This window comes from Burkholderia sp. JPY481 (assembly GCF_038900515.1).
In the GTDB taxonomy this organism is placed as follows: Bacteria; Pseudomonadota; Gammaproteobacteria; order Burkholderiales; family Burkholderiaceae; genus Paraburkholderia; species Paraburkholderia youngii.
On sequence record NZ_JAYMRT010000005.1, the window covers coordinates 356996 to 381809 of the forward strand.

At 66.5% G+C, this 24814-nt stretch carries 20 protein-coding genes; 8 read left to right on the top strand and 12 right to left on the bottom strand.

Translation table 11 applies throughout. From position 1 onward, the window contains the following. The first annotated feature begins 124 nt into the window (after positions 1–124). From VSR82_RS15995 to VSR82_RS16015, 5 genes are read left to right on the top strand one after another with little or no spacing between them, the layout of a single operon-like run. Positions 125–1270, top strand: a complete 1146-nt coding sequence (locus VSR82_RS15995; protein ID WP_429460178.1) for a c-type cytochrome — start codon at positions 125–127, stop codon at positions 1268–1270. Positions 1271–1283: 13 nt separating this feature from the next. Then, positions 1284–3044, top strand: coding sequence for a cytochrome c oxidase subunit I (gene ctaD / locus VSR82_RS16000; RefSeq protein WP_429460180.1), 1761 nt, complete (start codon positions 1284–1286; stop codon positions 3042–3044). Next, positions 3041–3652 carry a cytochrome c oxidase subunit 3 gene (locus tag VSR82_RS16005; RefSeq protein WP_429460182.1) on the top strand — a complete coding sequence of 204 codons (612 nt, stop codon included), beginning with the start codon at positions 3041–3043 and terminating at the stop codon, positions 3650–3652. The genes ctaD and VSR82_RS16005 overlap by 4 nt, the downstream gene beginning before the upstream one ends. Further along, a complete protein-coding gene (locus VSR82_RS16010) occupies positions 3649–4356 on the top strand; it encodes a heme-copper oxidase subunit III family protein (RefSeq protein ID WP_176378066.1) in 708 nt (235 codons plus the stop codon). The genes VSR82_RS16005 and VSR82_RS16010 overlap by 4 nt, the downstream gene beginning before the upstream one ends. Positions 4357–4364: 8 nt before the next feature. Beyond that, positions 4365–4706, top strand: coding sequence for a cytochrome C oxidase subunit IV family protein (locus VSR82_RS16015; RefSeq protein ID WP_013089047.1), 342 nt, complete (start codon positions 4365–4367; stop codon positions 4704–4706). 414 nt (positions 4707–5120) lie between these two features. On the opposite strand, the gene VSR82_RS16020 is transcribed toward VSR82_RS16015, so the two are convergent. Continuing rightward, complete coding sequence (locus tag VSR82_RS16020) at positions 5121–5678, bottom strand: glycine zipper domain-containing protein (RefSeq protein WP_176378067.1); 558 nt, start codon at positions 5676–5678, stop codon at positions 5121–5123. 491 nt (positions 5679–6169) lie between these two features. Between VSR82_RS16020 and VSR82_RS16025 the strand changes: the two genes are divergently transcribed. Next, on the top strand, positions 6170–6682 hold the full coding sequence (locus VSR82_RS16025) for a hypothetical protein (RefSeq protein WP_152852245.1): 513 nt from the start codon (positions 6170–6172) through the stop codon (positions 6680–6682). Between the two features lie 142 nt (positions 6683–6824). Here VSR82_RS16025 and VSR82_RS16030 read toward each other — a convergent pair whose 3' ends face one another. Beyond that, positions 6825–8204 carry an MFS transporter gene (locus VSR82_RS16030; RefSeq protein WP_498857899.1) on the bottom strand — a complete coding sequence of 460 codons (1380 nt, stop codon included), beginning with the start codon at positions 8202–8204 and terminating at the stop codon, positions 6825–6827. 57 nt (positions 8205–8261) lie between these two features. Further along, the gene (locus VSR82_RS16035; protein WP_429460187.1) at positions 8262–9434 is read right to left on the bottom strand and encodes a M20 aminoacylase family protein; all 1173 of its coding nucleotides are present in this window, start codon (positions 9432–9434) and stop codon (positions 8262–8264) included. Positions 9435–9550: 116 nt separating this feature from the next. On the opposite strand from VSR82_RS16035, the gene VSR82_RS16040 reads away from it, so the two are divergent. Further along, on the top strand, positions 9551–10501 hold the full coding sequence (locus VSR82_RS16040) for a LysR substrate-binding domain-containing protein (RefSeq protein WP_498857900.1): 951 nt from the start codon (positions 9551–9553) through the stop codon (positions 10499–10501). A gap of 37 nt (positions 10502–10538) precedes the next feature. Here the strand turns inward: VSR82_RS16040 and VSR82_RS16045 are convergent, their stop codons facing one another. Continuing rightward, complete coding sequence (locus tag VSR82_RS16045) at positions 10539–11432, bottom strand: LysR family transcriptional regulator ArgP (RefSeq protein WP_176109003.1); 894 nt, start codon at positions 11430–11432, stop codon at positions 10539–10541. Between the two features lie 116 nt (positions 11433–11548). Here VSR82_RS16045 and VSR82_RS16050 point away from each other — a divergent pair, with 116 nt between their 5' ends. Continuing rightward, positions 11549–12178: a LysE/ArgO family amino acid transporter gene (locus tag VSR82_RS16050; protein ID WP_429460191.1), complete on the top strand. Its 630-nt coding sequence runs from the start codon at positions 11549–11551 to the stop codon at positions 12176–12178. A gap of 16 nt (positions 12179–12194) precedes the next feature. Here the strand turns inward: VSR82_RS16050 and VSR82_RS16055 are convergent, their stop codons facing one another. The 8 genes from VSR82_RS16055 to bcsZ are packed head-to-tail and all read right to left on the bottom strand — an operon-like array spanning position 12195 to position 24814. After that, entirely contained in the window at positions 12195–12440 is a 246-nt protein-coding gene (locus VSR82_RS16055; RefSeq protein ID WP_368587497.1) for a hypothetical protein, read from the bottom strand. Next, the gene (gene bcsG, locus VSR82_RS16060) at positions 12437–14008 is read right to left on the bottom strand and encodes a cellulose biosynthesis protein BcsG (protein ID WP_429460193.1); all 1572 of its coding nucleotides are present in this window, start codon (positions 14006–14008) and stop codon (positions 12437–12439) included. Before bcsG ends, VSR82_RS16055 begins: the two co-directional genes overlap by 4 nt. Positions 14009–14058: 50 nt before the next feature. Further along, positions 14059–16590, bottom strand: a complete 2532-nt coding sequence (bcsA, locus tag VSR82_RS16065; protein WP_429460195.1) for a UDP-forming cellulose synthase catalytic subunit — start codon at positions 16588–16590, stop codon at positions 14059–14061. Continuing rightward, the gene (gene bcsQ, locus VSR82_RS16070) at positions 16587–17372 is read right to left on the bottom strand and encodes a cellulose biosynthesis protein BcsQ (protein WP_368587500.1); all 786 of its coding nucleotides are present in this window, start codon (positions 17370–17372) and stop codon (positions 16587–16589) included. Before bcsQ ends, bcsA begins: the two co-directional genes overlap by 4 nt. After that, positions 17369–17581 carry a hypothetical protein gene (locus tag VSR82_RS16075; protein ID WP_410851885.1) on the bottom strand — a complete coding sequence of 71 codons (213 nt, stop codon included), beginning with the start codon at positions 17579–17581 and terminating at the stop codon, positions 17369–17371. Before VSR82_RS16075 ends, bcsQ begins: the two co-directional genes overlap by 4 nt. Next, positions 17578–19545, bottom strand: coding sequence for a cellulose biosynthesis protein BcsE (gene bcsE, locus VSR82_RS16080; RefSeq protein ID WP_498857901.1), 1968 nt, complete (start codon positions 19543–19545; stop codon positions 17578–17580). The genes VSR82_RS16075 and bcsE overlap by 4 nt, the downstream gene beginning before the upstream one ends. 32 nt (positions 19546–19577) lie before the next feature. After that, positions 19578–23540: a cellulose synthase subunit BcsC-related outer membrane protein gene (locus VSR82_RS16085; RefSeq protein ID WP_429460202.1), complete on the bottom strand. Its 3963-nt coding sequence runs from the start codon at positions 23538–23540 to the stop codon at positions 19578–19580. Further along, a complete protein-coding gene (gene bcsZ, locus VSR82_RS16090) occupies positions 23519–24814 on the bottom strand; it encodes a cellulose synthase complex periplasmic endoglucanase BcsZ (RefSeq protein WP_429460204.1) in 1296 nt (431 codons plus the stop codon). Before bcsZ ends, VSR82_RS16085 begins: the two co-directional genes overlap by 22 nt.

Consider the following 24814-nt stretch of genomic DNA (forward strand, 5'->3'; position numbering starts at 1 on the left):
GAGAGGACTACCTTTGGTCTAAAGACGTGCCGGCGCGGACAGTACCGAAGTACGGCAAGGCGGCGCCGACGCCTGGAGCCTTTTGTTAGCGGCTCCCAGCGAGTGACGCGCAGCGAGGTGACCTATGTCGCTTGCGATTGCCCTGTTCCTGATCATCGTATTGGCGGTGGGGTTTCACTTTGCCAGCCCGTGGTGGACCACGCCGATCGCTTCGAACTGGGTGCGCATGGACGACATGCTGACGATCACGCTCGTCATTACCGGCGTGTTCTTCATCGCGATCAACCTGTTCATCGTGATCGCATTGCTGCGCTACCGCCACCGCAGGGGTCATCGCGCTGTTTACGAGCCGCACAACAGGCGCCTGGAATGGTGGCTGATCGGCCTGACCTCGGTAGGCGTGGCAGCGTTGCTGGCACCGGGACTCTTCGTCTACGCGGACTACGTACGGCCGCCGCGCAACGTGCTGCAGATGGAAGTGTTCGCCCAGCAATGGCAATGGCGCTTCCGCTTTGCCGGCCCCGGCGGCAAGCTGGGCACGACGGACGTGCGCTACATCAGCAACGACAACCCCTTCGGCATGAACCCCGGCGACCCCAACGGCCGTGACAACTACCTGATCGAGACACCCGAGGTGCACCTGCCGTTGAACCGGCCGATCCAGGTCCTGACACGGTCGCGCGACGTGCTGCATGACTTCTACGTACCGCCGTTCCGCGCGCGCATGAACATAGTGCCCGGCATGGTGACCACCTTCTGGTTCACGCCGACCAGGGCCGGGCGTTATGACATCCTGTGCGCGCAGCTTTGCGGTCTCGGGCACGCCAACATGCGCGGCGTGGTGGTGGTAGAAGACGAAGCATCGTTCTCGCGTTGGCTGGCGCAGCAGAGCACGTTCGCGCAGCAGCAGGCCAGGGTGCAGGCCGCAACCGCCGCTGCAGGCGGCGGCGCCCAGGCGCTCGCTAACCAGGGCAAGACGCTCGCGGAGGCCAAGGGCTGCTTCGCCTGCCATACCGTGGACGGCAGTCCGCGCGTGGGCCCCACCTGGAAGGGCCTGTACGGCAAGACCGAAACGATGGCCGACGGCAGCACCGCGAAGGTGGACGAAGCGTATCTGCGCGCCTTCATCCGCAACCCGACGGCCCGCGTCGTGAAGGGCTTCGCACCCATCATGCCGAAGTTCGACCTGAGCGAGCAGGAGCTGACCACGCTGGTGACCTACATCCAATCGCTAGGCGGCTCGGCCGCCACCAGCGCAGCCCAACCCTAGCGGAGCAGACGCAATGACCTACGCGCACCCCGAACACGGCCCGCAAAGCTTCTGGACCCGGTATGTCTGGAGCCAGGACCACAAGGTCATCGCCGTGCAGTACTCGCTGACGGCCATCGCCATCGGCCTGGTCGGCCTTGTCCTGTCGAACCTGATGCGCTTGCAGCTCGGCTTTCCGGGCAAGTTCAGCTTCATCGACGCCAACCACTACTACCAGTTCGTCACCATGCACGGGATGATCATGGTGATCTACCTGCTGACGGCGCTGTTTCTGGGCGGCTTCGGCAACTACCTGATTCCGCTGATGCTGGGCGCGCGCGACATGGTGTTCCCGTTTCTCAACATGCTGAGCTACTGGGTCTACCTGCTGGCCGTGCTGGTGCTGGTGTCGAGCTTCTTCGTGCCAGGCGGGCCGACCGGCGCGGGCTGGACGCTGTATCCACCCCAGGCGATCCTGCCGGGCACGCCGGGCGTGGAATGGGGCATCGTGTTGATGCTGGTGTCGCTGGCGATCTTCATCGTCGCGGCAACGATGGGCGGCTTGAATTACGTCACCACCACGCTGCAGGCGCGCACGCGCGGCATGACGCTCATGCGCATGCCGCTCACGGTGTGGGGCATCTTCACGGCGACCATTCTGGCGCTGCTGGCGTTTCCGGCGCTGTTCGTGTCGGCGGTGATGATGCTGCTCGACAGAACACTCGGCACCAGCTTCTTTGTGCCGGCCGTGGTGTCGATGGGGCAGACGCTCAAGCATGCCGGCGGCAGCCCGCTGCTGTTCCAGCACCTGTTCTGGTTCTTCGGGCATCCGGAGGTCTACATCGTCGCGCTGCCAGCCTTTGGCATCGCATCGGACCTGATCAGCACGCACGCGCGCAAGAGCATCTTCGGCTACAAGATGATGGTGTGGGCGATCGTCGCCATCGGTGCGCTGAGCTTCGTGGTCTGGGCGCACCACATGTTCATCGCCGGCATGAATCCGTACTTCGGCTTCTTCTTTGCCACGACCACGCTCATCATCGCCGTTCCGACCGCTCTCAAAGTCTATAACTGGGTGCTGACGCTGTGGCGCGGCGATATCCACCTGACCGTGCCGATGCTGTTTGCCATCGGCTTCATCAGCACCTTCGTCCTGGGCGGGCTAACCGGGCTCTATCTCGGCAACGTGAGCGTGGACATTCCGCTGTCGAACACGTACTTCGTGGTGGCGCACTTCCATATGGTGATGGCCGTGTCGCCGATCCTGGTGGTGTTTGGCGGCATTTACCATTGGTATCCGAAGGTGACGGGCCGCATGCTCAACGACACGATCGGGCGCGTGCACTTCTGGGTTACCTTCGTCGGCACCTATGCGATCTACTTCCCAATGCACTATCTCGGCATCCTCGGCATGCCGCGGCGGTATTACCAGTATGAGGGCTACAGCTTCATTCCACATTCGGCGCAGACGCTCAACACGTTCATCACCGTCGTTGCGCTGATCGTTGCGGCGGCGCAGTTGCTGTTCCTGTACAACCTGGCGTGGAGTCTCGCGCGCGGCAAGCGTGCCGACGGCAACCCGTGGCGGGCCACCACGCTGGAATGGCAGACGCCGCAAACGCCGCCCGTGCACGGCAACTGGGGCGCCGCGCTGCCCGTCGTCTACCGCTGGGCGTACGAATACAGCCCGCCGGGGCACGAGGAAGACTTCGTCCCGCAAAACCAGCCGCCTGAGACGGCGCCTGAACCGGCACCGGCCCACCCGACGCTGCAACCCGGCGAGGCAAGCGAATGACTACACTGCGCCGCTCCTTCGTTCCTGACACGCCACCTGTGTTGCCGAATGCGAGCCGCATCGGCCTGATCATCTTCATGGCGGTGGCAACGACATTGTTTTCACTGCTGCTGCTCGCCTATGCGATGCGCATGCGCGAGCCCGACTGGCAGCCGATCCCGCATCCGGCTCTGCTGTGGTGGAACACCGGCGCGCTGGTGCTGGCAAGCATCGCCATGCAGCGCGCCCGGCGGATTACCATGCACCGCGCGGCATGGCTGCTGTTCGGCGGTGTGCTCGCGGCCGTGTTCGTGATCGGACAACTGACCGCGTGGCGCATGCTGTCGGCGGCGGGGCAGACTGTCGCCGTCAATCCTTCCAATAGCTTCCTCTACCTGCTCACCGGCCTGCACGGGTTGCATGTGCTGGGCGGGCTGGTGGCCTGGGCCGTGACGATCGCGCGTCTGCAGCGTGGGAACCCGTTCCGGACCCAGCGTGCCATCGCGCTGTGCGCCATCTACTGGCATTTCCTGCTGGCTGTCTGGCTCGTGCTGCTGGCGGCGATGTGGTGGATCACCCCTGGGTTCGTCGCCGCCATCTGCGGGCCGCTGTATGGAGCTGCGCCATGACCACGCCCACGCTCCCGACCGAATCCGCTGTCACCCCGCCCACCGACGCCGGGCCTGACGGCTGGCGCGGCATCGTCACCGACTGGTCGGCCGACCGCCAGGCCTTCAAGGTGCCGTGGGGCAAGGCGATGATGTGGATCTTCCTGCTGTCGGACACCTTCATCTTCAGCAGTTTCCTGATCGGCTACATGACGGTGCGCATGTCGACCACCGTGCCGTGGCCCGACCCTTCCAAGGTGTTCGGGCTCACTGTCTTCGGCGTGGATGTGCCCTTGCTGCTGATCGCCATCATGACGTTCGTCCTGATCAGCAGCAGCGGCACCATGGCGATGGCTGTCAACTTTGGCTACCGGCGCAACGCCAGGCGCGCCGCCCAACTGTTGCTGGCGACCGCGCTGCTGGGCGCGACCTTCGTGTCGATGCAGGCCTTCGAATGGACCAAGCTGATCGTCCATGAAGGTATCCGCCCCTGGGGTAACCCGCTGGGCGCGGCGCAGTTTGGCGCGTGCTTTTTCATGATCACCGGGTTCCACGGCTTTCACGTGAGTTGCGGCGTGATCTACCTGCTGCTGATAAGACGCAAGATCCTGCAGCCGGGGTTCACCGAGCACGGCAACTTCCAGATCGTGGAGATTGCCGGCTTGTACTGGCACTTCGTCGACCTGGTGTGGGTGTTCATCTTTGCGCTGTTCTATTTGTGGTGAGGCAGACCATGGACCACACCGATCTCGCCCATCGACCCGACGCCGCGCACGGCCAGCAGCATCCGATCGGCATTTACCTGAAGATCTGGGGCCTGCTGTTCGTACTGAGCACGTTGTCGTACATGGTGGATTACTTCCACGTGCAGGGCCTGCTGCGCTGGACGCTGATCATTGTGCTGATGATCGCCAAGGCTGGGCTGATCGTGTCGATTTTCATGCACATGATGTGGGAGCGGCTGGCGCTGGTGTACGCGATCCTGATACCGCCCCTGTGCCTGCTGGTGCTGCTGGTGCTGATGGCTGCCGAAGCGCATCACACCTTCGGCATGCGCGAACTCTTCTTTCATTGATCTCTTCGCCGACCGTTCCTCAGGTGGCAGGCGTTGCGTCCAGCGCCCGGGTAGCAGACGCGCGCCACCGTGGGGTGCGCCGCCAGCGCGAGCGCATTGCTGCCGATGCGTTCCGCGCGCAGCGCCACGGTCTTGGCGCCGACGGCGATGCTTTGTCGACTGCTGAGTCAGTCCGACATGAGATTTTTCGATCAAGTCGTTCAGCACGGAAACAATGTTCGAAACCATTCAATACTTCCATTGGTTTCGTCAAGCATGGAATTCGCCGCCGGATACTTGCACGCATCAGCGGGGTTAATTCAGCACAGGCGCGTGCCTGGAACGCACCGCTCGAAATACAAAACGGCCCGACAAATTGCCGGGCCGTTCATGTTTCCTGGCTCGCTGAAAATTTCGGCGAAAAACACCTTCGAATCAGGCGTGCTTCTCACTAAATTCGCTGAGCGGCACAGGCTGCTTGAGCGGATCGAAGTCGGCCCACCGCCCTTGTTGCCAGTTGCCGGTCGCGCGTTCGATCGCCGCGCCTCCCGCATCGCGCAGCACCCGTGCGGCGTCCAACTGGTTGTCCGGCGACACGTGTACGGCCACCAGCACACCGGAACCACGGATTTCTTCGTCGCTGGCTTCCTGCGTGCGCATCATCGCGCCGACCAATGCACCGACATACGCACTCACCCCGGCTGCGATCAGCGACACGATGAGCGGCGCCGAAAACACCGCGAAGATCCCGACGCCGAGCACGGCGCCAACCGCTGCGCCAATCGTGACGCCTATCTCGGCACCCTTCGGCGCCTCTCTCGCGTTTGCGTCGGTGCTGGTACCACCGCCGGGCTGAAAACGTGCGTGCTGGCCGGGCGGATTGACGAAAAACAGGGTGACGTCCTCCTCGACGAAACCGGCATTGAAGAGCCGTTGCACCGCGTCTTCAGCGGCGGGGAATGTCGTAAAGCGTGCTGCGACGATGAGTGACATGTGGCCTCCTTCCATCATTGACTAGCGGTAGCAGACTATGCCGCCCCACCTCACCCGTGCCGAGGCAAAGGTGCACGCGGTGGCACGCACTGGGACTAGCCATGGTGCCGCGATCGGGTTCCATTCCGTCCACTCTGAGCAGTCCGCTATGTAACACTACGCCTTTGCCGCCGTTCTGGTTGATCACTTTCGCGCACACCGAACGGATACGCTTGCGGCCGTTGCCGAAAGCAGACATCAAGGCGGATTCCAGCGCCATAGCGCGATCCCGGCAGCCAGCTGTTGTGCTTTCGATTTCACAGGCATTTGATCCTCCACTGCGGGTTAAAAGATTAATTATCGATCCGCTGACACGACTGCACGCCACGTGGTCGCCAGCACGAAGATCATTCCTCGGGCTGACGATAGTCACGCGGCGCTATCAATCTCGCGACACGGAGAACTAGAATGAATTATCCGAATCAATCGGGAGAAAAATCGTGCAACTTCACATGGGTTCCCATCAATTCACACACGGCCTGCCCGACTGGCGGGCAGCCGTGCTGGCAGGCGTCATCGCGGGGGCTGTGTTCCTGGCGTTAGGAGTTGTCCTGATGGCAGTGATGACGGGCGGAAGTCTGCTGGAGCCCCCACGCATGGTCGCTGCGATCATGCTGGGACGAGGCGCATTGCAATCGCCGCAATCATTCTCAATTGGCATCGTGCTCGCGGCCTTTGTCGTGCATTTTGGCCTTGCCATCGTATTGGCGCTTATCCTCGGTCTGATCATGACGTCATTCAAGCTTGACTCGAGCATGGGAATGGCTTCACTGGCGGGCGGCGCTTTCGCTGTAGTCGTTTACCTGATCAATTTCTACGGCATGACACAGTTTTTTCCGTGGTTTGCAGAAGCGCGCAACGGCGCCAGCCTGTTCGTTCACATCGTCTTCGGTATCTGCGTCGCGAACCTGTACATGAGACTGGAGCGCAACAGGGTCAGGGCGGACGCGGGCGGCCCGTCGTAGTCCGGTCGTAATCAAACGAGCAGGTCACGAATTCACCGGTGATGCGCGGCGTTCGTATTGACACCGCGGTGCAAATGACAAAAGAGGCGCGATCGAAATCATCACGCCTCTTTTTTTACAGCCGACCGCAGTCCCCGTCACGTCAATCGATCGCCCTGCCCGCGGTCTCGCGCATGAACGGCAACGGCAGCAACGACACGACACCGCAGCCGATCAGATACCACGCCGGCGCGAGATTGCTGCCCGAAACCTGGATCAGCCAGGTCGCGAAGAACTGCGCGAAGCCACCGAAAATCGACACGCCGAGGCAGTACACAATCGACATGCCGGTCGCGCGAATCGCGCGCGGAAACAGCTCGGGCAGCATCACGATGTTCGGCACCGCGCTGAACGTGACGAGCAGCGCGAGGCCCGCGACCGCCGCGAGCAGCACCGGCACCGTCGGCGACGCATTGATCGTCATGAACGCCGGATAGACGGCGAGAATCAGCAACACGCGCGATACCCACAGCACGCGTTTGCGGCCGACACGATCGGACAGCGCGCCCGCGAACGGCGAGCAGATCACCGTGACGACCGCGCCAGTCCACGCGGCCCACAGCGCGGTCGCCATCGGCAGATGCAGGATGCGGATCGCGTACGTCGACAGATAGAACAGCACGATGTAGTTCGCCGCGGTGCCGCCGATCGTCGTCAGCACGCCGGTCGTGATCGAGCGTGCGTGGTCGCGGAACAGGTTGCGGACCGGCAGCGACGGAGTTTGTGAAGCGGGCTGTGAAGCGGACTGTGAAGCGGGCTGTGAAGCTTCGACGCCCGGCAGCGTCTCGTCGAGATGCCGCCGGATATAGATGCCGATCGGCCCCATCGCCATGCCGATCACGAACGGCACGCGCCAGCCCCAGCTTTCGAGCGCGGCCGGCGACAGCGTCGCGGCCAACGCGACGCCGAGCAGCGACCCCACCACCGTGTTCATCCCCTGGCTCACGAACTGCCAGCTGCCGTAGAAGCCACGCGTGCGATCGCTGCCATATTCGAGCAGCAGCGCCGTCGATGCGCCCACCTCGCCGCCCAGCGCAAAGCCCTGGATCAGCCGCGCGAGGATCACGAGCAGCGGCGCCGCGACGCCGATCGCCGCATAGGTCGGCGCGAACGCGATGATCCCGGAACCGAGCGTCATCAGCCACAGCGTCAGGCTCATCGCGGCCTTGCGTCCCGCGCGGTCCGCGTAGCCGCCCAGCACGATGCCGCCCACCGGCCGCATGATGAAGCCGACGCCGAATGTGCCGACCGCGAGCATCAGTTGCACGAGTTGCCCTTCGACCGGGAAATACAGCTTGCCGATGATCGTCGCGAAGAAGCTGTAGATCGTGAAGTCGAAAAACTCGAGGCCGTTGCCGAGCGTGATCGCGGCGATCGCCTTTGCGTGGCCGACGCGTTTTCGAGGTTGATCGGCTACGCGCTGCGCATCGGGCGCATCGAGTCCGTTGGCGCTCGCGGGCCGCGGTGTGGCGGAATAGTCCATCTGTGTCTCCATCATTGTCTTTGTACTGCCAGGGCAACGCGCTCGCGCGCCGCCGCGTCAAACGAGGAACGTCTGCGCGAGCTTGACCCAGTAGGCCGCGCCGGTCGCGAGGCAAGCGTCGTTGAAGTCGTAGCCGGGGTTATGGACCATGCAGCCGCCCTCGCCGTCACCATTGCCGATGATCAGATAGCTGCCCGCGCAGCGTTCGAGCAGGAACGCGAAGTCCTCGCTGCCGGTCAGCGGCTGCATGTCGCGAATCAGACCGTCTTCGCCGAGCCAATCGAGCGCAACCTGGCGCGCGAGCGCGGTCATGGCCGCATCGTTGACGAGCACCGGGTAGCGGCGCTGATAGTCGACCTCGGCGCGCGCGCCGAACACGGCCGCCTGGCCGGTCGCGACCTCGATGATGCGCTGCTGCAGATGGTCGCGGACCTCGGTCCGCAGCGCGCGCACCGACAGGCGCATCTCGGCGGTCTCGGGAATCACGTTCGGCGCTTCGCCAGCATGAATCGCGCCGACCGTGATGATCGACATATCGAGCGGCGCGATATTGCGCGACACGATGGACTGCAGCGCGAGCACGATCTGCGCGCACACGACGACCGGATCGACCGCCTTGTGCGGCACCGCGCCATGACCGCCGCGGCCGATCACCTTGATGATCACCGTATCCGACGACGCCATGAACGAACCCGGCATGAAGCCCAGTTTGGCCGTAGGAAAGCCCGGCATGTTGTGCATCGCGAACACGGCGTCGCAGGGGAACTGCTCGAACAGGCCGTCGTCGAGCATTTTCTTCGCGCCGGCAAGCCCTTCCTCGGCCGGCTGGAAGATCAGATTCAGCGTGCCGTCGAAACTCTTTTCATGCGCCAGATGCCTGGCGGCGGCGAGCAGCATCGCCGTGTGGCCGTCGTGACCGCATGCGTGCATCTTGCCGGGCAGCTTGCTCGCGTACGGCAGGCCGGTGGTTTCCTGAATCGGCAGCGCGTCCATGTCGGCGCGCAGGCCGAGCCGGCGCGTGCCGTGGCCGAGCTTTAGTTGACCGACCACGCCGGTTTGCCCCATGCCGCGATGCAAGCTGTAGCCCCACTCCCGCAGACGCTCGGCGACCAGATCGCTGGTCGCGAACTCCTCGTAGGCGAGCTCCGGGTGCGCGTGGATGCTGTGTCGCAGCGCGATCATTTCTTCTTCGATTTCGGCGATGCCCGCCGGAATGACCATCGTGTTCATGCCGTCTGTCTCCATGTCAGCGTGAACCGAGCATAGCCGCGCCGAATTTCGAGAGGCAGGCGTAGAATCGTTGCGGGTGCCAACCACCGGTTGCCCCTTTCATACTCCTGATTCGCATGAAACTGCATCAACTCAGTACTTTGGCCGCGATCGCGGATACCGGAAGTATACGGGCCGCCGCCCGCTCGCTGCGGCTGTCGCCGGCCGCCGTGACCAAGGCGATGCGCGAACTCGAAGCCGATCTGCACGCGCCGCTGATCGTGCGCAGCGCGAGCGGCGTCGCATTCACCGAGTTCGGCCGCGCGCTCGTCGTGCATGCGCGGCTCGTGCTCGGCCAGTTGCAGCGCGCGCAAGCCGAGATCGAGGCATTGCGCGGAGCCGCGGCCGGCAAGCTGTCGATCGGCGTCACGCCGTGGGTCGCGCTGACATTTCTGCCGCCCGCCGTGCGGCGATTTCGCGAGCGGATGCCGGACGTGCAGCTGGAGTTTTTCGAAGGCCTGCTCGCGGTCGTGCAGCCGCGTCTGCGCGACGGCAGCCTCGATTTTTCGATCGGTCGGCCGCCGCCCGCGTCGCCGCAGTCGGAGTTTCAGAACGCGCCGCTCTTTTCGACGCACGCGGCGGTGGTCGCGCGGCGCGACCATCCGAAGGCCGGATGCCGCACGCTGCTCGACCTTCAGAACGAGGAATGGATCCTCAACTGGGACCCGGCGAGCCGCGAGTCGATGTCGAACAATCTGTTCGTCAAGCGCCGCATGCGGGTGCCACAAACGATCGTGCTAGCGCATTCGCTCGCGATCGTGCTGGGACTGCTCGCGCACACGGACATGGTCAGCATTTTTCCGTGGCCGCTCGTCGAGGCGATACGCGCGAAGGAGAACCTGTGGGCGCTGCCGCTGCGCGAAACGCTCGACGAAACCATCATCAGCATCACGTCGCGGCGCGGGGCGCCGACGAGCCCGGCGGCCGCCTGCTTTCTCGACTGCCTGCGCGAGACGATCGACGAAAGCGCGCGCTCGCCGGACCCCGAACAGCGCCGGCTGTTTCATTCGATCGAGCTGATGCTATAGCGGCTCCCGCATTTCTGCATGCGGCACCGCCGCGTAGTCAATCGAGAAACTCGCCCGCCCGCTTCCTGAGCATCGCGCTGAAATCGTCGAGCCAGCCGATCGACAGCCGCCAGCTCTGCCAGTACAGATCGACGTCGATATGCTTGCCCGGCGCGACTTCGACCAGTTCGCCGCGCTGCAGATGCCCGGCGACCATCCGCTCGGGGCACATACCCCAGCCGAGGCTCATCACGCACGCGCGCATAAAGCCGGCCACGTGCGGAATCCAGTGCAGCGGCGGATCGATCTCCGCGCGCGTGATGCGCCGCATGAAGCGCTTTTGCAGCTGATCTTTCGGATTGAAGTCGACGCACGGCGTGCGCCGCAGGCTGTCGCGCGTGACGCCGTCGGCGAAATAGCGCGCGAAAAACGCCGGTGAGCACACCGCCAGATATCGCATGCGGCCAAGCCGCGTCGAGCGGCAGCCCTGCACCGGTTCGGCCTGCGTCGTGATCGCGCCCTGCACGCTGCCGTCGCGGATGCGCTGCGCGGTGTAATCCTGGTCGTCGATCACGAGGTCGAGCAGCATCTCGCGTTCGACGCAGAACGGCGCGACCGCGTCGATGAACCAGGTGCCGACGCTGTCGTCGTTGACGGCGACGCGCAGCGCCGGCCACTGCTCGACGAGCGCGCCGGGCAGTGTCGGCAGGCGGCCGTTCAGCTCCGCTTCGAGCAACTGCACGCGCTCGGTATGGCGGCACAGCAGCGCGCCCGAGGTCGTCGCGACGCACGGCTGACCGCGCTTCACCAGCACGCTGCCGACGCGCTCCTCGAGCAGCTTGACCCGCTGCGACACCGCGGACGCAGTGATATTCAGCTCGCTTGCAGCACGGTCGAACGAGCCGTGGCGGACCACGGCGGCCAGCGCATCGAGCAAGGCGTAGTCGAGCATTAGCGTTCCTTAATCGGCATTAAATAAATTAGGTTCTCTTATGTGTCGCAATCACGCAGACTAGCGCGGCTGGAATATTCCGTCTATCCCCATTGCTTCCATTTTTCGGACCATTTATGAACTGGCTGTCTTTCTCCCACGGCGCGGCGCTGTGCGCATCACTGATCGTGACGATCGGCGCGCAGAATGCGTTCGTGCTGCGGCAGGGCATCATGCGCTCGCACGTCGGCAAGATCGTGCTGTTGTGCACGTTGTCGGATTTCATTCTGATCGGCGCGGGCGTCGGCGGCGCCGCGGCGCTGATGGAGCGCTACCCGCGCTTCGTGCACGCGATGCTCTACGTCGGGCTCGCGTATCTCGCCTGGTTCGGCATCAGCGCGCTGCGCCGCGCGGTACGGCCGGGACACGCAGTGCTCGACGGTTCGGGCGGCGCATCCGCCGATCAAGCCCCTGCCACGCAACGCGCGCTGCCGATCATCCTGATGACGCTCGCGTTCACGTGGCTCAATCCGCACGTCTATCTGGACACGTTCCTGTTGATCGGCACGGCCGGCGCGCGTGAACCGCAAGGCGCGCGGGTCGCCTTCGCGCTCGGCGCGATGACCGTCAGCGCGGTGTGGTTCGTTGCGCTCGGCTATGGCGCGCGCATGCTTGCGCCGCTGTTTCGCCGCGCGACTGCATGGCGTGTGCTGGATGGCGCGATCGGCAGCATGGTGTTGCTGCTGGCGGTCACGCAGTTGCGTTGAGCGTTCGACGCGGGCCTTATTCCACGCCCGATTCTTGCCGCGCATGTTGCGCGGCCTGCGCTTCGGCTTCGTCGCGCGGCACGAGATTCATCAGCCGCGCGAGCACCGGCCACTTCAGCAGCGACTGCTCGTAAGCTTCCTTCGCCTGGGCATCGAAATAGCGGCCCGCCTCGAGCTCCGGCAGACGCAGCGCGAGGCCGCTGATATCGTCGAAAGGCCAGCCGCGCGTAGTGTTTTTCGACGTATTGCGCGCGTTCGTCATTTGCCGTCCACCCACACGCCGTCCGGCGTCTTCACCACATAGCCGGACGCGGTCTTCATCGTCACCGTCCCCTCGTTTTCGCCGACCATCTGCGTTTGCGGCAGATTCGTAGCGTACTGCGACAGGCTCACACCCGGCTTGAACGGGCTGTTCGACACGAGATTCGAGAGCAACTGGGCGAGCGCGAGGAAGCTCGACGGATCGTCGATCACCGTGGTCGGCCCATGACTGCCCTGGAAGCCGACCACGCGCACGCCGACCGGCCCGTGCACGATGCGCGGCGTCGGAATCTCGCGCAGGCCCGCGACCTGGTTCGTGTCGCCGCGCAGCGCCGCGCCGTGCTCGGGCACGAACACGATCACCGCGCGCCGCCCGGACGATGCGATCAAATCGGCGAAGCGGTCGAAGTCGCTCATCAGCTTGTTCACGCGCAGCGGATACGAATCGATACTCGTCAGGCTGCTATTCGGCAGCCGGTTGCCGTCGTGCAGGCTGATCGTGTTGTAGTACAGCGCGACCGGCCCCGCGATGCTCGCGCGCTGCGCGTACCACGCGGCGAGCGTCTCGTAGTCGTCGCGGATCGGCGAGCCGTCGAACGCATGCATCGCGACCGGCACGCTCGTGTTCGGAATCAGCGGTACGTTCGGCATGCCGGCGTTGTCGTGGATCAGTTCCAGGAAGTTGTCGAAGTGGCCGTCGTGGTTCAGCATCGTCTGCGGCGTGTAGCCGGCCTGCGCGAGATCGGCGAGCAGATAACACTGCTGCGGCGCGTTCTTGTACAGGTCCGCGTGCGCCTGCTGGCCGCAGCTTGCGCGCAGCACACGAATCGCGGCCGGCCCGCTATAGCTCGCCGCGGTGCTGAAGTTCGTGAACAGATAGTCGAAGTGGGACAGCAGCGGATGATTGCGCGCCTTCGCGACATCGAGGTCGTCCCACGACAGCGAGCAGATGTGCAGCACGATCACGTCGAACTGCGCGTTCGGATCGGCGGCCAGATGGCCGAAGCTGACCTGCCGTTGCGACTCCTGCGTGCGGAACGCGGCAAGCGCAGCGTTATGGTCGAGCGGCTGCGCGGCGAGCGGGTTGTTCGCTCCATTCGCGCCGGCATTCGCCGCTGCGCTCGCCGACGCTCCACGCAATTGCGCCAGCACCACCCCGCCCTCGTGCCACAGCGGAATCGCGACCAGCGCGATCAGCACGAAGGTCGCGACGCGCACCCAGCGATTCACGATCAGATAGCCGACGAGCGCGCCGAGCGCGGCGAGCAGCAGCATCGGTGGCAGGAAGCGCTGCGCCAGTTCCAGCCAGTAGCCGTAGCTGAACGTGGTCAGATTGCCGAACTCCTCGGTCAGACGCGAGAACGGCGGCACGTTCGCCTCGTGGTACATCAGCGGTATGCCGAGCGCGAGACCGGCCAGGTTGCGCACGATGCGCAGCGCGCGCCGGCGCAGCGTCGAAGTCACGACGAGCGCGAGCGCGAAGCCGAGATTCGCGAGCCATAGCGGCTGCAGATGGCCGCCCGCGAACAGGTACAGCTTGAGGATGAAGTACAGGTTCCACAAAGTCATCGACAGGTTCTCTCATTGGCCTGCGCACGACACGATGCGCGCAGGCTGTATCAATAGCGGGTGCGGTCGAGCGCGAGCAGCGTCTCGCAGGCACGCGCGAGCCCGCCCCACAGTCGCGAATAGCCTTCGACGCCCATCGCGAGCACTTCCTTCAAACCGCGCAGCGGCGCGTCCTCGCTGGTTTGCTCATGCCAGTCGAGCCACGCGTCGGCGCGGCCGAACGTGCATTGCACGAGTTGCCGTTCCTGTTCGAGCGTGAGACCGTCGAAGCGCACGCCGAGGTGCCGGCCGACGCAGCGGCTCACGTACACCGGAAAATGGAACTGGCGATCGCCGCGGCTCAGGCACACGCCGAGACTGTCGCCCGGCGCCAGATTCAATCCCGGCTCGATATCGAGACCGAGGCCGCCGGTCGAATAGTCGCTGGTCGTGCAGGCGAGCGTCGTGCCGTCCGCGAGCAGCAGCGTCGCCGCCGCGCGCATCGCGATGCGATGTGTGACGCGCACCTGCTTCGCCTCGCGCGCAACGCTCGAGGCCGCGCCGAGCATCACGAGGTTGTAGAGCGTCCAGAACACGTTCATCAGGATCGTCGCCGTTTCGCCGCTTTGCCCGAACATCAGCCGGTACACGCCGGCTGCGAGCGCGCCGCTGTTCAGTGCGAGCAGCACCAGATACGGCTTCGACGTCGACCAGTCGAAGTAGCCCTCGCCGATGCGCCCGCCCTTGTCGGTCACGTTGAACTTGCCGTGCTTCGGGCTGAAGAACGCGATCGTGGTCGGCAGCACGATGTACCACGCAAGCACCGACTCGTAGACCTCGGCCCAGAACGAGTGACGGTACTTGCCTTGCATGCGCGAGTTCGCGATGTTCGCGAGCACGATGTACGGCAGCACGAATCCGGCGATCGTCGTCGCCGATGCGTTGATGAAGTACATCTGGAAGAACAGGTACGCCATCGGCATCGTCAGGAATACGAGCCGCGGCACGCCGTAGAAGAAATGCAGCATCGCGTTGCCGTAGCAGAGCCGCTGGAAAAAGCCCAGCCCGCGGCCGATGAACGGATTGTCGATGCGAAAGATCTGCGCCATGCCGCGCGCCCAGCGCGTGCGCTGCTGGATGTGGCCCGCGAGGCTTTCGGTCGCGAGACCGGCGGCCTGCACGGTCGGCAGATAGGCGGTCGTATAGCCGCGCCGGTGCAGCTTCAGCGCGGTGTGCGCGTCTTCGGTGACGGTCTCCACCGCGATGCCGCCCACTTCTTCGAGCGCTTCGCGTTTGAGGATCGCGCACGAGCCGCAGAAGAACGACGCGTTCCACAGATCGTTGCCCGACTGCACGAGCCCGTAGAACAGATTGCCCTCGTTCGGCACGCGCCGGAACGTGCCGAGGTTGCGCTCGAACGGGTCCGGCGAAAAGAAGTGATGCGGCGTCTGCACCATCGCGCAGCGCGCGTCGCGCAGGAACGTGCCCATCGTCGTTTGCAGGAACGAGCGCGTCGGCACGTGATCGCAATCGAAGATCGCGACGTACTCGCCCTGTGTGCGGCCGAGCGCGCTATTGATGTTGCCGGCTTTCGCGTGACGGTTGTCGTCGCGCGTCAGATAGCCGATGCCGCAGGCTTGCGCGAAGGCTCTGAATTCGTCGCGGCGGCCATCGTCGAGCAGATAGACGCGCAGCTTGTCGGCGGGCCAGTCGATGCCTTGCGCGGCGAACACGGTGGACCGCACGACTGCCAGGGGTTCGTTGTAGGTGGGGATATAGATGTCGACGCTCGGCCAGCTCGATGTGTCGGCGGGCAGCTTCGCGACCGCGCGCTTCAGCGGCCACGCGGTCTGCACGAAACCGAGCAGCAGAATCACCCATGTGTATGCTTCCGCGCCGAACAGCAGATAACCGAGTATCGCCTCCCCCGGCGTCTGGAACGACAGCGTCTGGGTGACGCGCCACCACACGTAGCGCACCATCGCCAGCATCGCGAGCGTGGTCAGGATCAGCACCGGCATGCGGCCCGGAAAGCGTCGCACGATCAGCGCGATGATCACTAGCACGGCGAAGAACTCGAACTGACCGTCGGACTGTAGCGGCGACGTACCGATCACCGCCCACAAACCGATGCCCGCGACAACCATCAACGGCAGCAGCCAGCGAATATGACCGACGCGCTGCGTCGCGTCTTCGAGCCGCGTGCCCCAGCGCTGCCACGGCAGGCTCGCCAGCAGCGCGTCGACGCGCTCGCGCCCGCGCCGCCCGAGCAACCAGAGCGGCACGAGCCAACGGTCGATCCAGGCGGCCAGCGCGCGTACAGTCGCCGCCGCGCTTCTCGATGACGAACGCGGCGCACGCACGAACGCGCGCCACAGCCACGCACGCAGTCGATGCGGTTCGAGCACGCCCCATTGCAGCGCGAAATGCAGCACGGCCGCGCGCATCCAGCGGCGCGCGTAATCGGGCTTGCCCGGCGCGGACGGCTGGAAGAACAGCCGCACGAACCAGTCGAGCGGCGTGCGCGTGGCGGGCACGCCAAGGCCACGCGCGACCCAGTCGAGCGCACGCGTGCGCAACGAACGCGTTTCCCGTTCGCTCATGACCCGCCGTCCCGCCGATCGAGCGGCGCCGTGGCGTCGGTGAGCCACGCGTCGAGCCAATTCGCGAGCCCCTGCAGATCGTGCGACGCCTGCGAATGCGGGGCGTCGTCGAACAGCCATGTGCCGCGCGCGAACGACTCGGGCAACGCGACATCGAGATGCACGCGCTGCGCGAGCGGCAGCTTGTCGCCGAGCGCCGCGCCGAGCATCGCCAGCACGTCGCGCTGCATGTCGCGCGCGGGGTTCAGCCGGTTCACGATGATGCGCAGTTGCGCGCACGCGTCGCGCAGCGCTCCGAGCCGCGCGACCAGCGTCGCGCACGCGGCCGGTTCGGGCGGGGTCACGCACAGCGCGAGGTCCGCGCAACGCAGCGCGTGCTCGGCCTGCTGCGACGGATAGCGCGCGGTGTCGATCAGCACGACGCCATCGCGCGGCAGATCGAGCTCGGCGAGCGCGTGGGCGAGCCAGCGCGGCTCGGCGGCGAGGCGTGCGTCGCACTGCGTGCTTTGCGCGGTGGACACCGCGCCGTACGGCACGAACAGCACGCCGTCCGCGTTGCGCCACGTGTGGGCATGCCATGCGGTGTCCGCATCGAGCAGCGCCTGCGACAGACCGGTCGCCGCGAGACCGTCGATGCCGAGCTGCGCGCCGAGCATGTTCTGCGGATCGAAGTCGAGCGCGACGACCTGGCGGCCGCGGCGCGCGAGCAATACCGCGAGCACGGCGGTCAAGGTGGTGCGGCCGGTGCCGCCCGCGGTCGAGACGATGGCGATCGTTTTCATCGCGTCACCTCGTCCGGGGTCGTGTCGAGCGCCGGCAGCAGACGCGCGCGCAGCGCGACCGGCTCGATCTCGCACGGCACCGCGTCGCGCGGATCGAAGTCGCGCATGGCCGCAAGACCGCGCCGTGCGCCGACGCGCTGCCAGACGATCCACACCGGCAGCGCGACGACCATGCCGGCCACGAAACACAGCAGAACCAGTTCGATCATTCGATGCTCCTCGCGCGCACCGGCATCGCGCTCGGTTCCGCGCGACGGCGCGCTGGCACGGATTGGGTTCGGCGGCGCTCAGTAGCGAGCGGCTTCGCTTCGGCTGATTCGCTCGGCCGGGTTGGCGCAGACGTTGGCGCGGCGTCGGCTTCGCACTCGGCACGCGCATGAACCAACGCCTCTTCCACCTGCGCAAGTTGCACAGCGGCCACGTGTGCGGCTTCGCCTGCGGCTGCGGCGAGCGGCGAGCTCAAAGGCGCGCCATCACGCATCGACGCCGCGAACATATCGCTGTAATCGGCAATCCGATTGCGCCGGTTGGCTGCGTCCAGCGCGTCGAGTTCGGCGCCGATGCTCTGCTCCGCCAGATGCACGAGCGAATCGGCGAGCTGTTCGACCGGCACATCGATGATCCGCGCCAGCGCGGCGTCCGCATCGGCAAGCCGGCAGGCGAACAGGAACACGTACAGATGCGATGCGTCGACGGTCAGCACGTCGCCCGCGCGGCGCGGCACGCAGTGCTTCAGCGCATCGACGTGCGCGCATTGCGGCAGCAGTGTCAGCTTCACGAGCACATGCGGCAGGTGCAGCACGGCGCTGCGTGCGAGCACGAGGCGCACGCGCTCGCAGAACGCTCCGGCCGGCAGATAGCCGCGCACGTCGTCGCTCAACGCGGCACTCAATGCGCTGCGATAGTCGGCGGCGACCGGCCGCGTGTGGAGTTGCCCCTGCAACGACTGCAGCAGCGACTGCATGCGCGAGAACGGCAGGTCGCGGCCGAGCACGAGGTTCGCACCGAGCGTCAACACGAGCAGCTCGTATTGATGGCGCAGCACTTCGCCCCGCTCGACGACGACGATCTTCAGCGCGCGCCCGGCCTGGCGGCGCAGCGTATGAACCGTCGCGCACAACGCGTCGAGCTGCGCGCCGCCCGCGTAATCGAGCACCACGGTCGCGGCCTGCGCATCGGCGCACGCGCTCAGCACCGCGGCCTGATCGGCGCACACTTCCCAATGCGGCGGCAGCCACGCCTCGTGACCGCGCACCACCGCGCGGCTCACGACGACACGCTGTTCGTCGCGCGCGAGCAGGCGTTCGCCGCGCGCGACGCTGCTGGCCAGCGCATCGGGCGCGACGCTGAGATGGCCACTCTCGGTAAACCGCAGCGAGCGGACTTCGCCCGTCACCAGCGTGCGATCCGCGCGCCAGAAGTCGGCATGCCACAGCAGCTCGCCGTGCGTGCGCTCCATCCGTGCGACGCCCGCGCATGCCGCATGGAACGCGTTGCGGCGTGACGCATCGACGACGCCATCCGGCGCGCCGCGCATGTCGAGTGAATCGTCGTCGCCATTTGCATCGACGCCGAGCAGCAGCACCAGCGTGATACGCCGTGCCGCGCACCAGTTCGCGAGCATGCGGCCTTCGCGCGCGAGCGCGGCGGCGTCGTGCCAGTTGAACCAGCGCTCGGCGCCTTCGATGAAATACAGCGAGCCCGCACGAAAACCGAAGCGCTTCAGCGCGCGCAGCCCGCCGAACAGTTTGCCGTGCGTCGCGGCGCTGTCGGCGGGCTGCTCCGACTCTTGCGCACCATCGACGGCAGGCATCGCGAGCACGTTCAGATTGCGCGGCCAGCCCGCGGCCGGCGCGTTGGCGCTGAAGCCCAACTCGCGCAAACGCTCGGCAACGGCCGCGCGTTCACGCGCGAGCACGACCGTCACGTCGCGTGTGAGCGCGGTACGCGCGCTTTCCCGGATCAGCGTGTCGACGCCCGGCGTGCGCGGCGCTGCATAGATCGCATACAGCTTGCCCGCTTCGAGCGCCGCCCATTCGCCCGGCAAGGCCTCGATCGCGAGAAGGCCGACCGGCTGTGCGCGACGCTGCGCGCCGGTGCCGCCGAACCTGCGCAGCCAGCGTCGCAGGAAAGCGCGCGCGGGAGTTTGAGTTGGATTCGAAACGGTGTTCACGTCTGCTGTCCCAGGTCTCGTTGCATCGCCGTTCAATAGCTCGAATAGAGTCGTACCGGCTGCGGCGACAGACGGTTGTCCTGCCTGCGCGCATCGAACGTATAGCGCAGATAGACGAGCGCGGCGCTCGGCGCGTAGTCGTGCGAGCGATCGATGCTCAACTGCGCGCCCAACACCAGATGCGGATCGGCGCGATACTCGACCACGCCCGCGAGCCCGTACGAAAACGCGACGCCGCGTGTCGAGCTGCCCGTATTGACGAGACTCTCGAGCCCCGGCGCCGCACCGAGACCGGCAGGCAGACCGTTCGGGTAGTACGGCGAATCCCGCTCGTACGAATTCGACACGCCGACGGTCGCGCTCAGATCCCACTTCAGCGCGCCATGCCGCCCCAGCCATTCGAGCGGCACGCCGAGCGAAAGATAGCGCTGCGGACTGTAGTAGCCGCCCTGCCCGAACGAATAGAAGCGCAGGTTGTTCGTGTAGTGCCACGCATTGCCGACGAGGCCGGTGCTCACCAGTGAATTCGCGCGCCGATAGACCGGCATCGTGAAGCCTGTGCGCAGCGTGAATTCCTGATTGCTCGCGACGTTGCGCCCCGTCAGTTCACCGGCGCCGAGATCGGCGAACAGGTTCGCTGTGCCGAGATCGAACGATGCATGCAGATCGATGCCATCGCGGCGCACGCCGCCCCACACCGTGCCGGTCACCGGATCGTGCATACCGGCATACGACAACTGGCTACCGGTTTCCGGACGGCGCGAGCCGCTGACCGAAAAGCTCGCCGGTCCCGCGTCGAACCGATAGCGCACGCCGCCGACGAGATAAGACACGGGGAAACCGAGCGGCGTCGTGCCGAAGTCGAAGCGCCACGCGTCGGACGTGTAGCCCGCGCCGAGCGCGACGCCGGTGGCCGACTGATGCAGATACGGCAAGCCCGCGGCCAGCGCGGCGAGTTGCTGCGGCGACAGGCCGAGCGACGTGCCGAGCTTGTCGGCCGCGCCGAAGCTGCCGAAGGTATCGCGCGTAAACGCGTTGCCTTCGCTGACATCCAGCGTGCCCGCGTCGAGATGCACGGTATCGATGTGCGCGAAGAAATGGCCGTCGTAGCGATACGGGATCTGCACGTACACCGGCACCTGCCACGCGCGCAGCTGCGAGATGCCCGCGTCGCCGGACTTATAGGCGGGCAGCCAGCCGGTCTCGATCGACGGATTGCGGCGCTGTTCGAGATCGTCGAGCGCGGCTCGCGCGGGGGTGCCATCGGGTCCCGCGCGCACGCCCGCCGAGCGTTCCTGCGCGAGCGACAAACGGTACAGCGAAGCGGCATCTTCGTACTGCCCGAGATCTTCGGCGATGCGGCCGCTTTGCACCGTCACGTCCGGCCGCGTCGGATACGCGACGCGCAGTGCCGTCGTGATCTGCTGCGCGTCGCGCGCTTCGTTCAACGCGGCGAGGCGGCGCGCGGCCGAGAGCCGCGTGTCGACGTCGTCGGGTGCGGCGCCGTCGAGCACGTCGTGCACCACGCGCAGCGCAGCGCCGCGCTGGCCGCTTTGCTCCAGCACGCGGGCCAGCGCGAGCTGTGCTTGCGCATCGTTGGGCTGTGCGGCGAGCAGTGGCGCCAACGTCGCCCGCGCGGCCGCGTAGTGGCCCTGCACGCGCTGCAGATCGGCGAGTTCGAGCGTGTAGCGCTTGTCGCGCCGACCGGCGGAGCTCACCGCCGCGAGTCGCTGCTCGGCCGCTTCGTAATCCCCATGATCGATCGCTTCGTCGGTTTGCCGTAAGGCCGCACGCAGCGCCTGATCCTCGAGGCGCGCGCGTTGAGCGGCGTCCAGCTTCAGCCGCGGATCGTCGCGCAACTGTTGTAGCCATGCGGACAGCTCTGTGTCGCGTCGCGCGCTGCCGAGCAGATCGCCGTAACGCAGCCGCACGTCCGCATCGGCCTCGCCCGGATGCGCATCGATCCAGTCGCGCAGCAACGCGAGGCCGCGTCCGGCGTCGCCCGCGTCGATCCACTGCGCGCCGACCGACGCGAGCAGATTCGGATCGTCGCCGGCCAAAGCGCGTGCGTCGTCGAGCAGGCGGAGCGCGCTTGCGCGATCGTCGCTGGCGAACGCGGCGCGCGCGTCGGCAAGCTTTCGTTGCGTTTGCAGATTGCGATCGAGCGCCCGCATACCATCGGTGCGCTCCTGCTCCGGGATCAGCGCGAGCGCCGCTTGCGCGCCGCTCAGGTCATCGAGCGAATTGCGGTAAAGCGCGCTCGCATAGCGCATCTCGGCCGATGGCGCGAACGCGAGACCCTCGTCCATCACGTTGCGGCCGAGTTGCGGCAGGCCGAGATCGCGGTACAGACGCGCGAGCGCGAAACGTGTCCACGCTGCGTCGGGCTCGCTGCGCAAGGCGGCTTCATAGCGTTGCGCGGCGGGACCGCGCTCGCCGTCGGCGAGCAACTGGTCCGCCTGTTTGGCAAGCAGATTGGCGCGCAGACGAGCGAGGCTCTGGCGATCGTCGGCGGCGGCGAAGCGGCTTTGCAACGCGTCGATCAGCGGCTCGACCTGCGCCGCGCGGCCGGTGTTTTCGTAGAGTGTCTGCGTGCTGCGCAGCGCCGCCACGCTCGGCGCATGGCCGCTCAGCATATCGCGCAGCAGCGGCTCGGCCGCGCGCCAGTCGTGCTGCGCGAGCAGCGCGTCGGCGAGCATCAGCTTCGCGTCCGCGTTGTCCGGCTCCATCGCGAGCGCCGCGCGCGCCGCCCGCTCCGACTCCTGTGCGTGGCCCGCCGCGGCGGCCGCGCGGCCTTGCGCGAGCGTGCCCCAGAATTGCGCGGTGCGCGCGAGGCTCTGCCATTTCGCGCGATTGTCGGGCGCGAGCGCGGCCGCGCGCAGAAACAGCGTGCGCGCTTCGTCGTGCCGCCCGGCCCGCATGCGCGCGATGCCGAGACCGCCGACCGCGTCGGCATCGTCGGGACGCGCGCTCGCGGCGCGCGCGAGCAGCGGCTCGGCGGCTGCGAGATCGTTGCGCTCGAGCGCCTGCAGACCGCGCTGCTGGGCGATGTAGTCAGGGTTGCGTCCGAGTTGCCGTTGCGCGTCGAGGCGCGCTTCGAGCGTCGCGACCCGCTCGCGGAATTCGGTGTCGTCGGGCACGAGTTGCAGATAGGCGCGCAACGCCGGCAGATACGCGAGGTCCGCACCCGCCGATTGCAGCACGTGACGCCACGTGTCGAGCGAGGCCGTGCGATCGGAGTCGGGCCGCGTCGCGAGATTCCACGCGATGCGGTTGGCCTCCGCGCGCGTATCGCCGCGCGTGTTCAGCAGATTCGCGAGCACCAGCGCGGCGCCGACGTCGGACGGATCGGCGGCGATCCGCCGATGCAGCGCGACCAGCGCCTGCTCGCGGCCCTCGGGCGTACCCGCGAGAATCTGGTAGTACTCGGCCCCGAGCGAGCCCGACGGTGCGCCGTGCGGAAACAGCAGTTGCAAACGCCGCGCCGCTTCGGCGGACTGGCCGCTGCGCGCGAGCAAACGCACGGTCGCGAATTCCTCGCGGCCGTTGGTGGCGACGCGGAATTCGTCGTCGAGCTGCTGGATCACTGCGCTGCCTGGCGCTTCGGCGCGCAAGCGTGCGAGCGTCGCCTGCGCGGCTTGCGCTTTGCCGAGGCGCAATTCGATGCGCACCTGCTCGGCGAGCAACAATGGATCGCCGGGCGCGGCGAGCAGCGCCTTGTTGATTGCCTGCAACGCAAGGTCGTCGCGATGTTTGGTCGACCACATGCGCGCGGTCGCGAGCAGGCGTTGCGCGGCGGGGCTTTGTGGCGGCGCTATGGTTGGCGGAGCAACGGGCGCCGCCAGTGATCCGATGGCAGCCGTGCGCGCGGCCGTCGTGCGCATCGCTTCGGCTTGGCCCGTGTCGCCGTATGCGTGACCCGTGATCGCCGCGGCGCATGCGCACGCGAGCACGCCGAAGCGCGCCACGCGCGTTACTGCGCTGCGGCGCTGCACGACGTGCTCCAGTGCGGATCGAGAGTGCCGTCGGCGGCGAAGCGATAGCGGCCTTCGCGCCAGCCGAGCGCGAACAGGCTCAGCACGCTCGTGTAGTAACCGGCGGCCGACTCGCGATCGAGCGCGGCGACGCGTGCGATCTGCGCATCGGCAAGCGCGCGCTGGCCGCGCGCATCGAGAAACGGCACGGCCGCTGCCGAAAAACCGGCGTTGCCCATGTTGATGCCGGCACGGCCACTGGTCGCGTCGACTTTCTCGGGCGGCGCGCCGTGCGCGGCGATGAAGTCCGCGAACGGCGCGAAGCGCGCGAGCAGCGCCGGCGCGAGCGGATCGCGCCGGTCGAGCATGCCGGCCCACAGGTACACGCGAATCGCGTTATAGGCGCTCTCGGCGTGGGTCTCGGCGTCGGGTGCGAAGCCGCGGTTCGCGCGGTACAACGCCCAATCCGGCGAGAAGCCCTGCGGCGCGGTATCGATCAGGATGCGGCGCGTGCTCGCGAGCAAACGCGGCCAGCGCGGATCGTCGGGCAGCCGCGTAGCGAGGCCGCGCAGCAGCTGCGGCGGCATGTAGCTCGGATTGACGCGCCACACGTCCGGTTCCGGATGAAAGCCGACCGGGCCCGGCAGCAAGGTCAAGCCGAGCCCCGGCGCGTTGGCCGTTTCCTCGTCGAGCACGCGGCGGGCGAGCACCGCGCCGCGCGCCGTGTAGCTGCGCTCGCGCCACGCGTCGCCCGCTTCGAGCAGCGCATAGGCGATCCACAGGTCGGCATCCGACGACGCATTCGCGTCGAGCACGGCCCAGTTGCCGTCGGACGAGCGGCCCCACAGCCATGCAGGCAGACGCGCGGTCAGATCGCCTTGCGCGAGATGCTGCTCGGTCCAGCGCAGGATCGTGTCGAAGGCAGCGCGGTCGTTCGCGACCAGCGCGAAAAACAGTGCATAAGATTGGCCCTCCGACACCGTGCGCTCGTCGGACGAACCGACGTCGATCACGCGGCCATCGGCGGAAAGGAAATCGCGCTTGAATTGCTGCCAGCGCGGCCAGGGCGCTGCGGTGCATGCGGTGATGTCGGTGCCGCTGGGCTGCGGCGCTTGCGTGGCGAACGCGTTGGGGCTGCTCGCGAGCGTCAGCATCGTGGCCAGCACCGTTGCTGAAACGGCCGCCGTTGTTCGTACGGGCCTGCTCGTAGACTTCGCGGGCAGGCCCGCGCCAGTTTCAACGCCCACCCCGTCGCGCGCTGCCCGCCACAGCGCCCCGCCCTTCGACTGACTCAT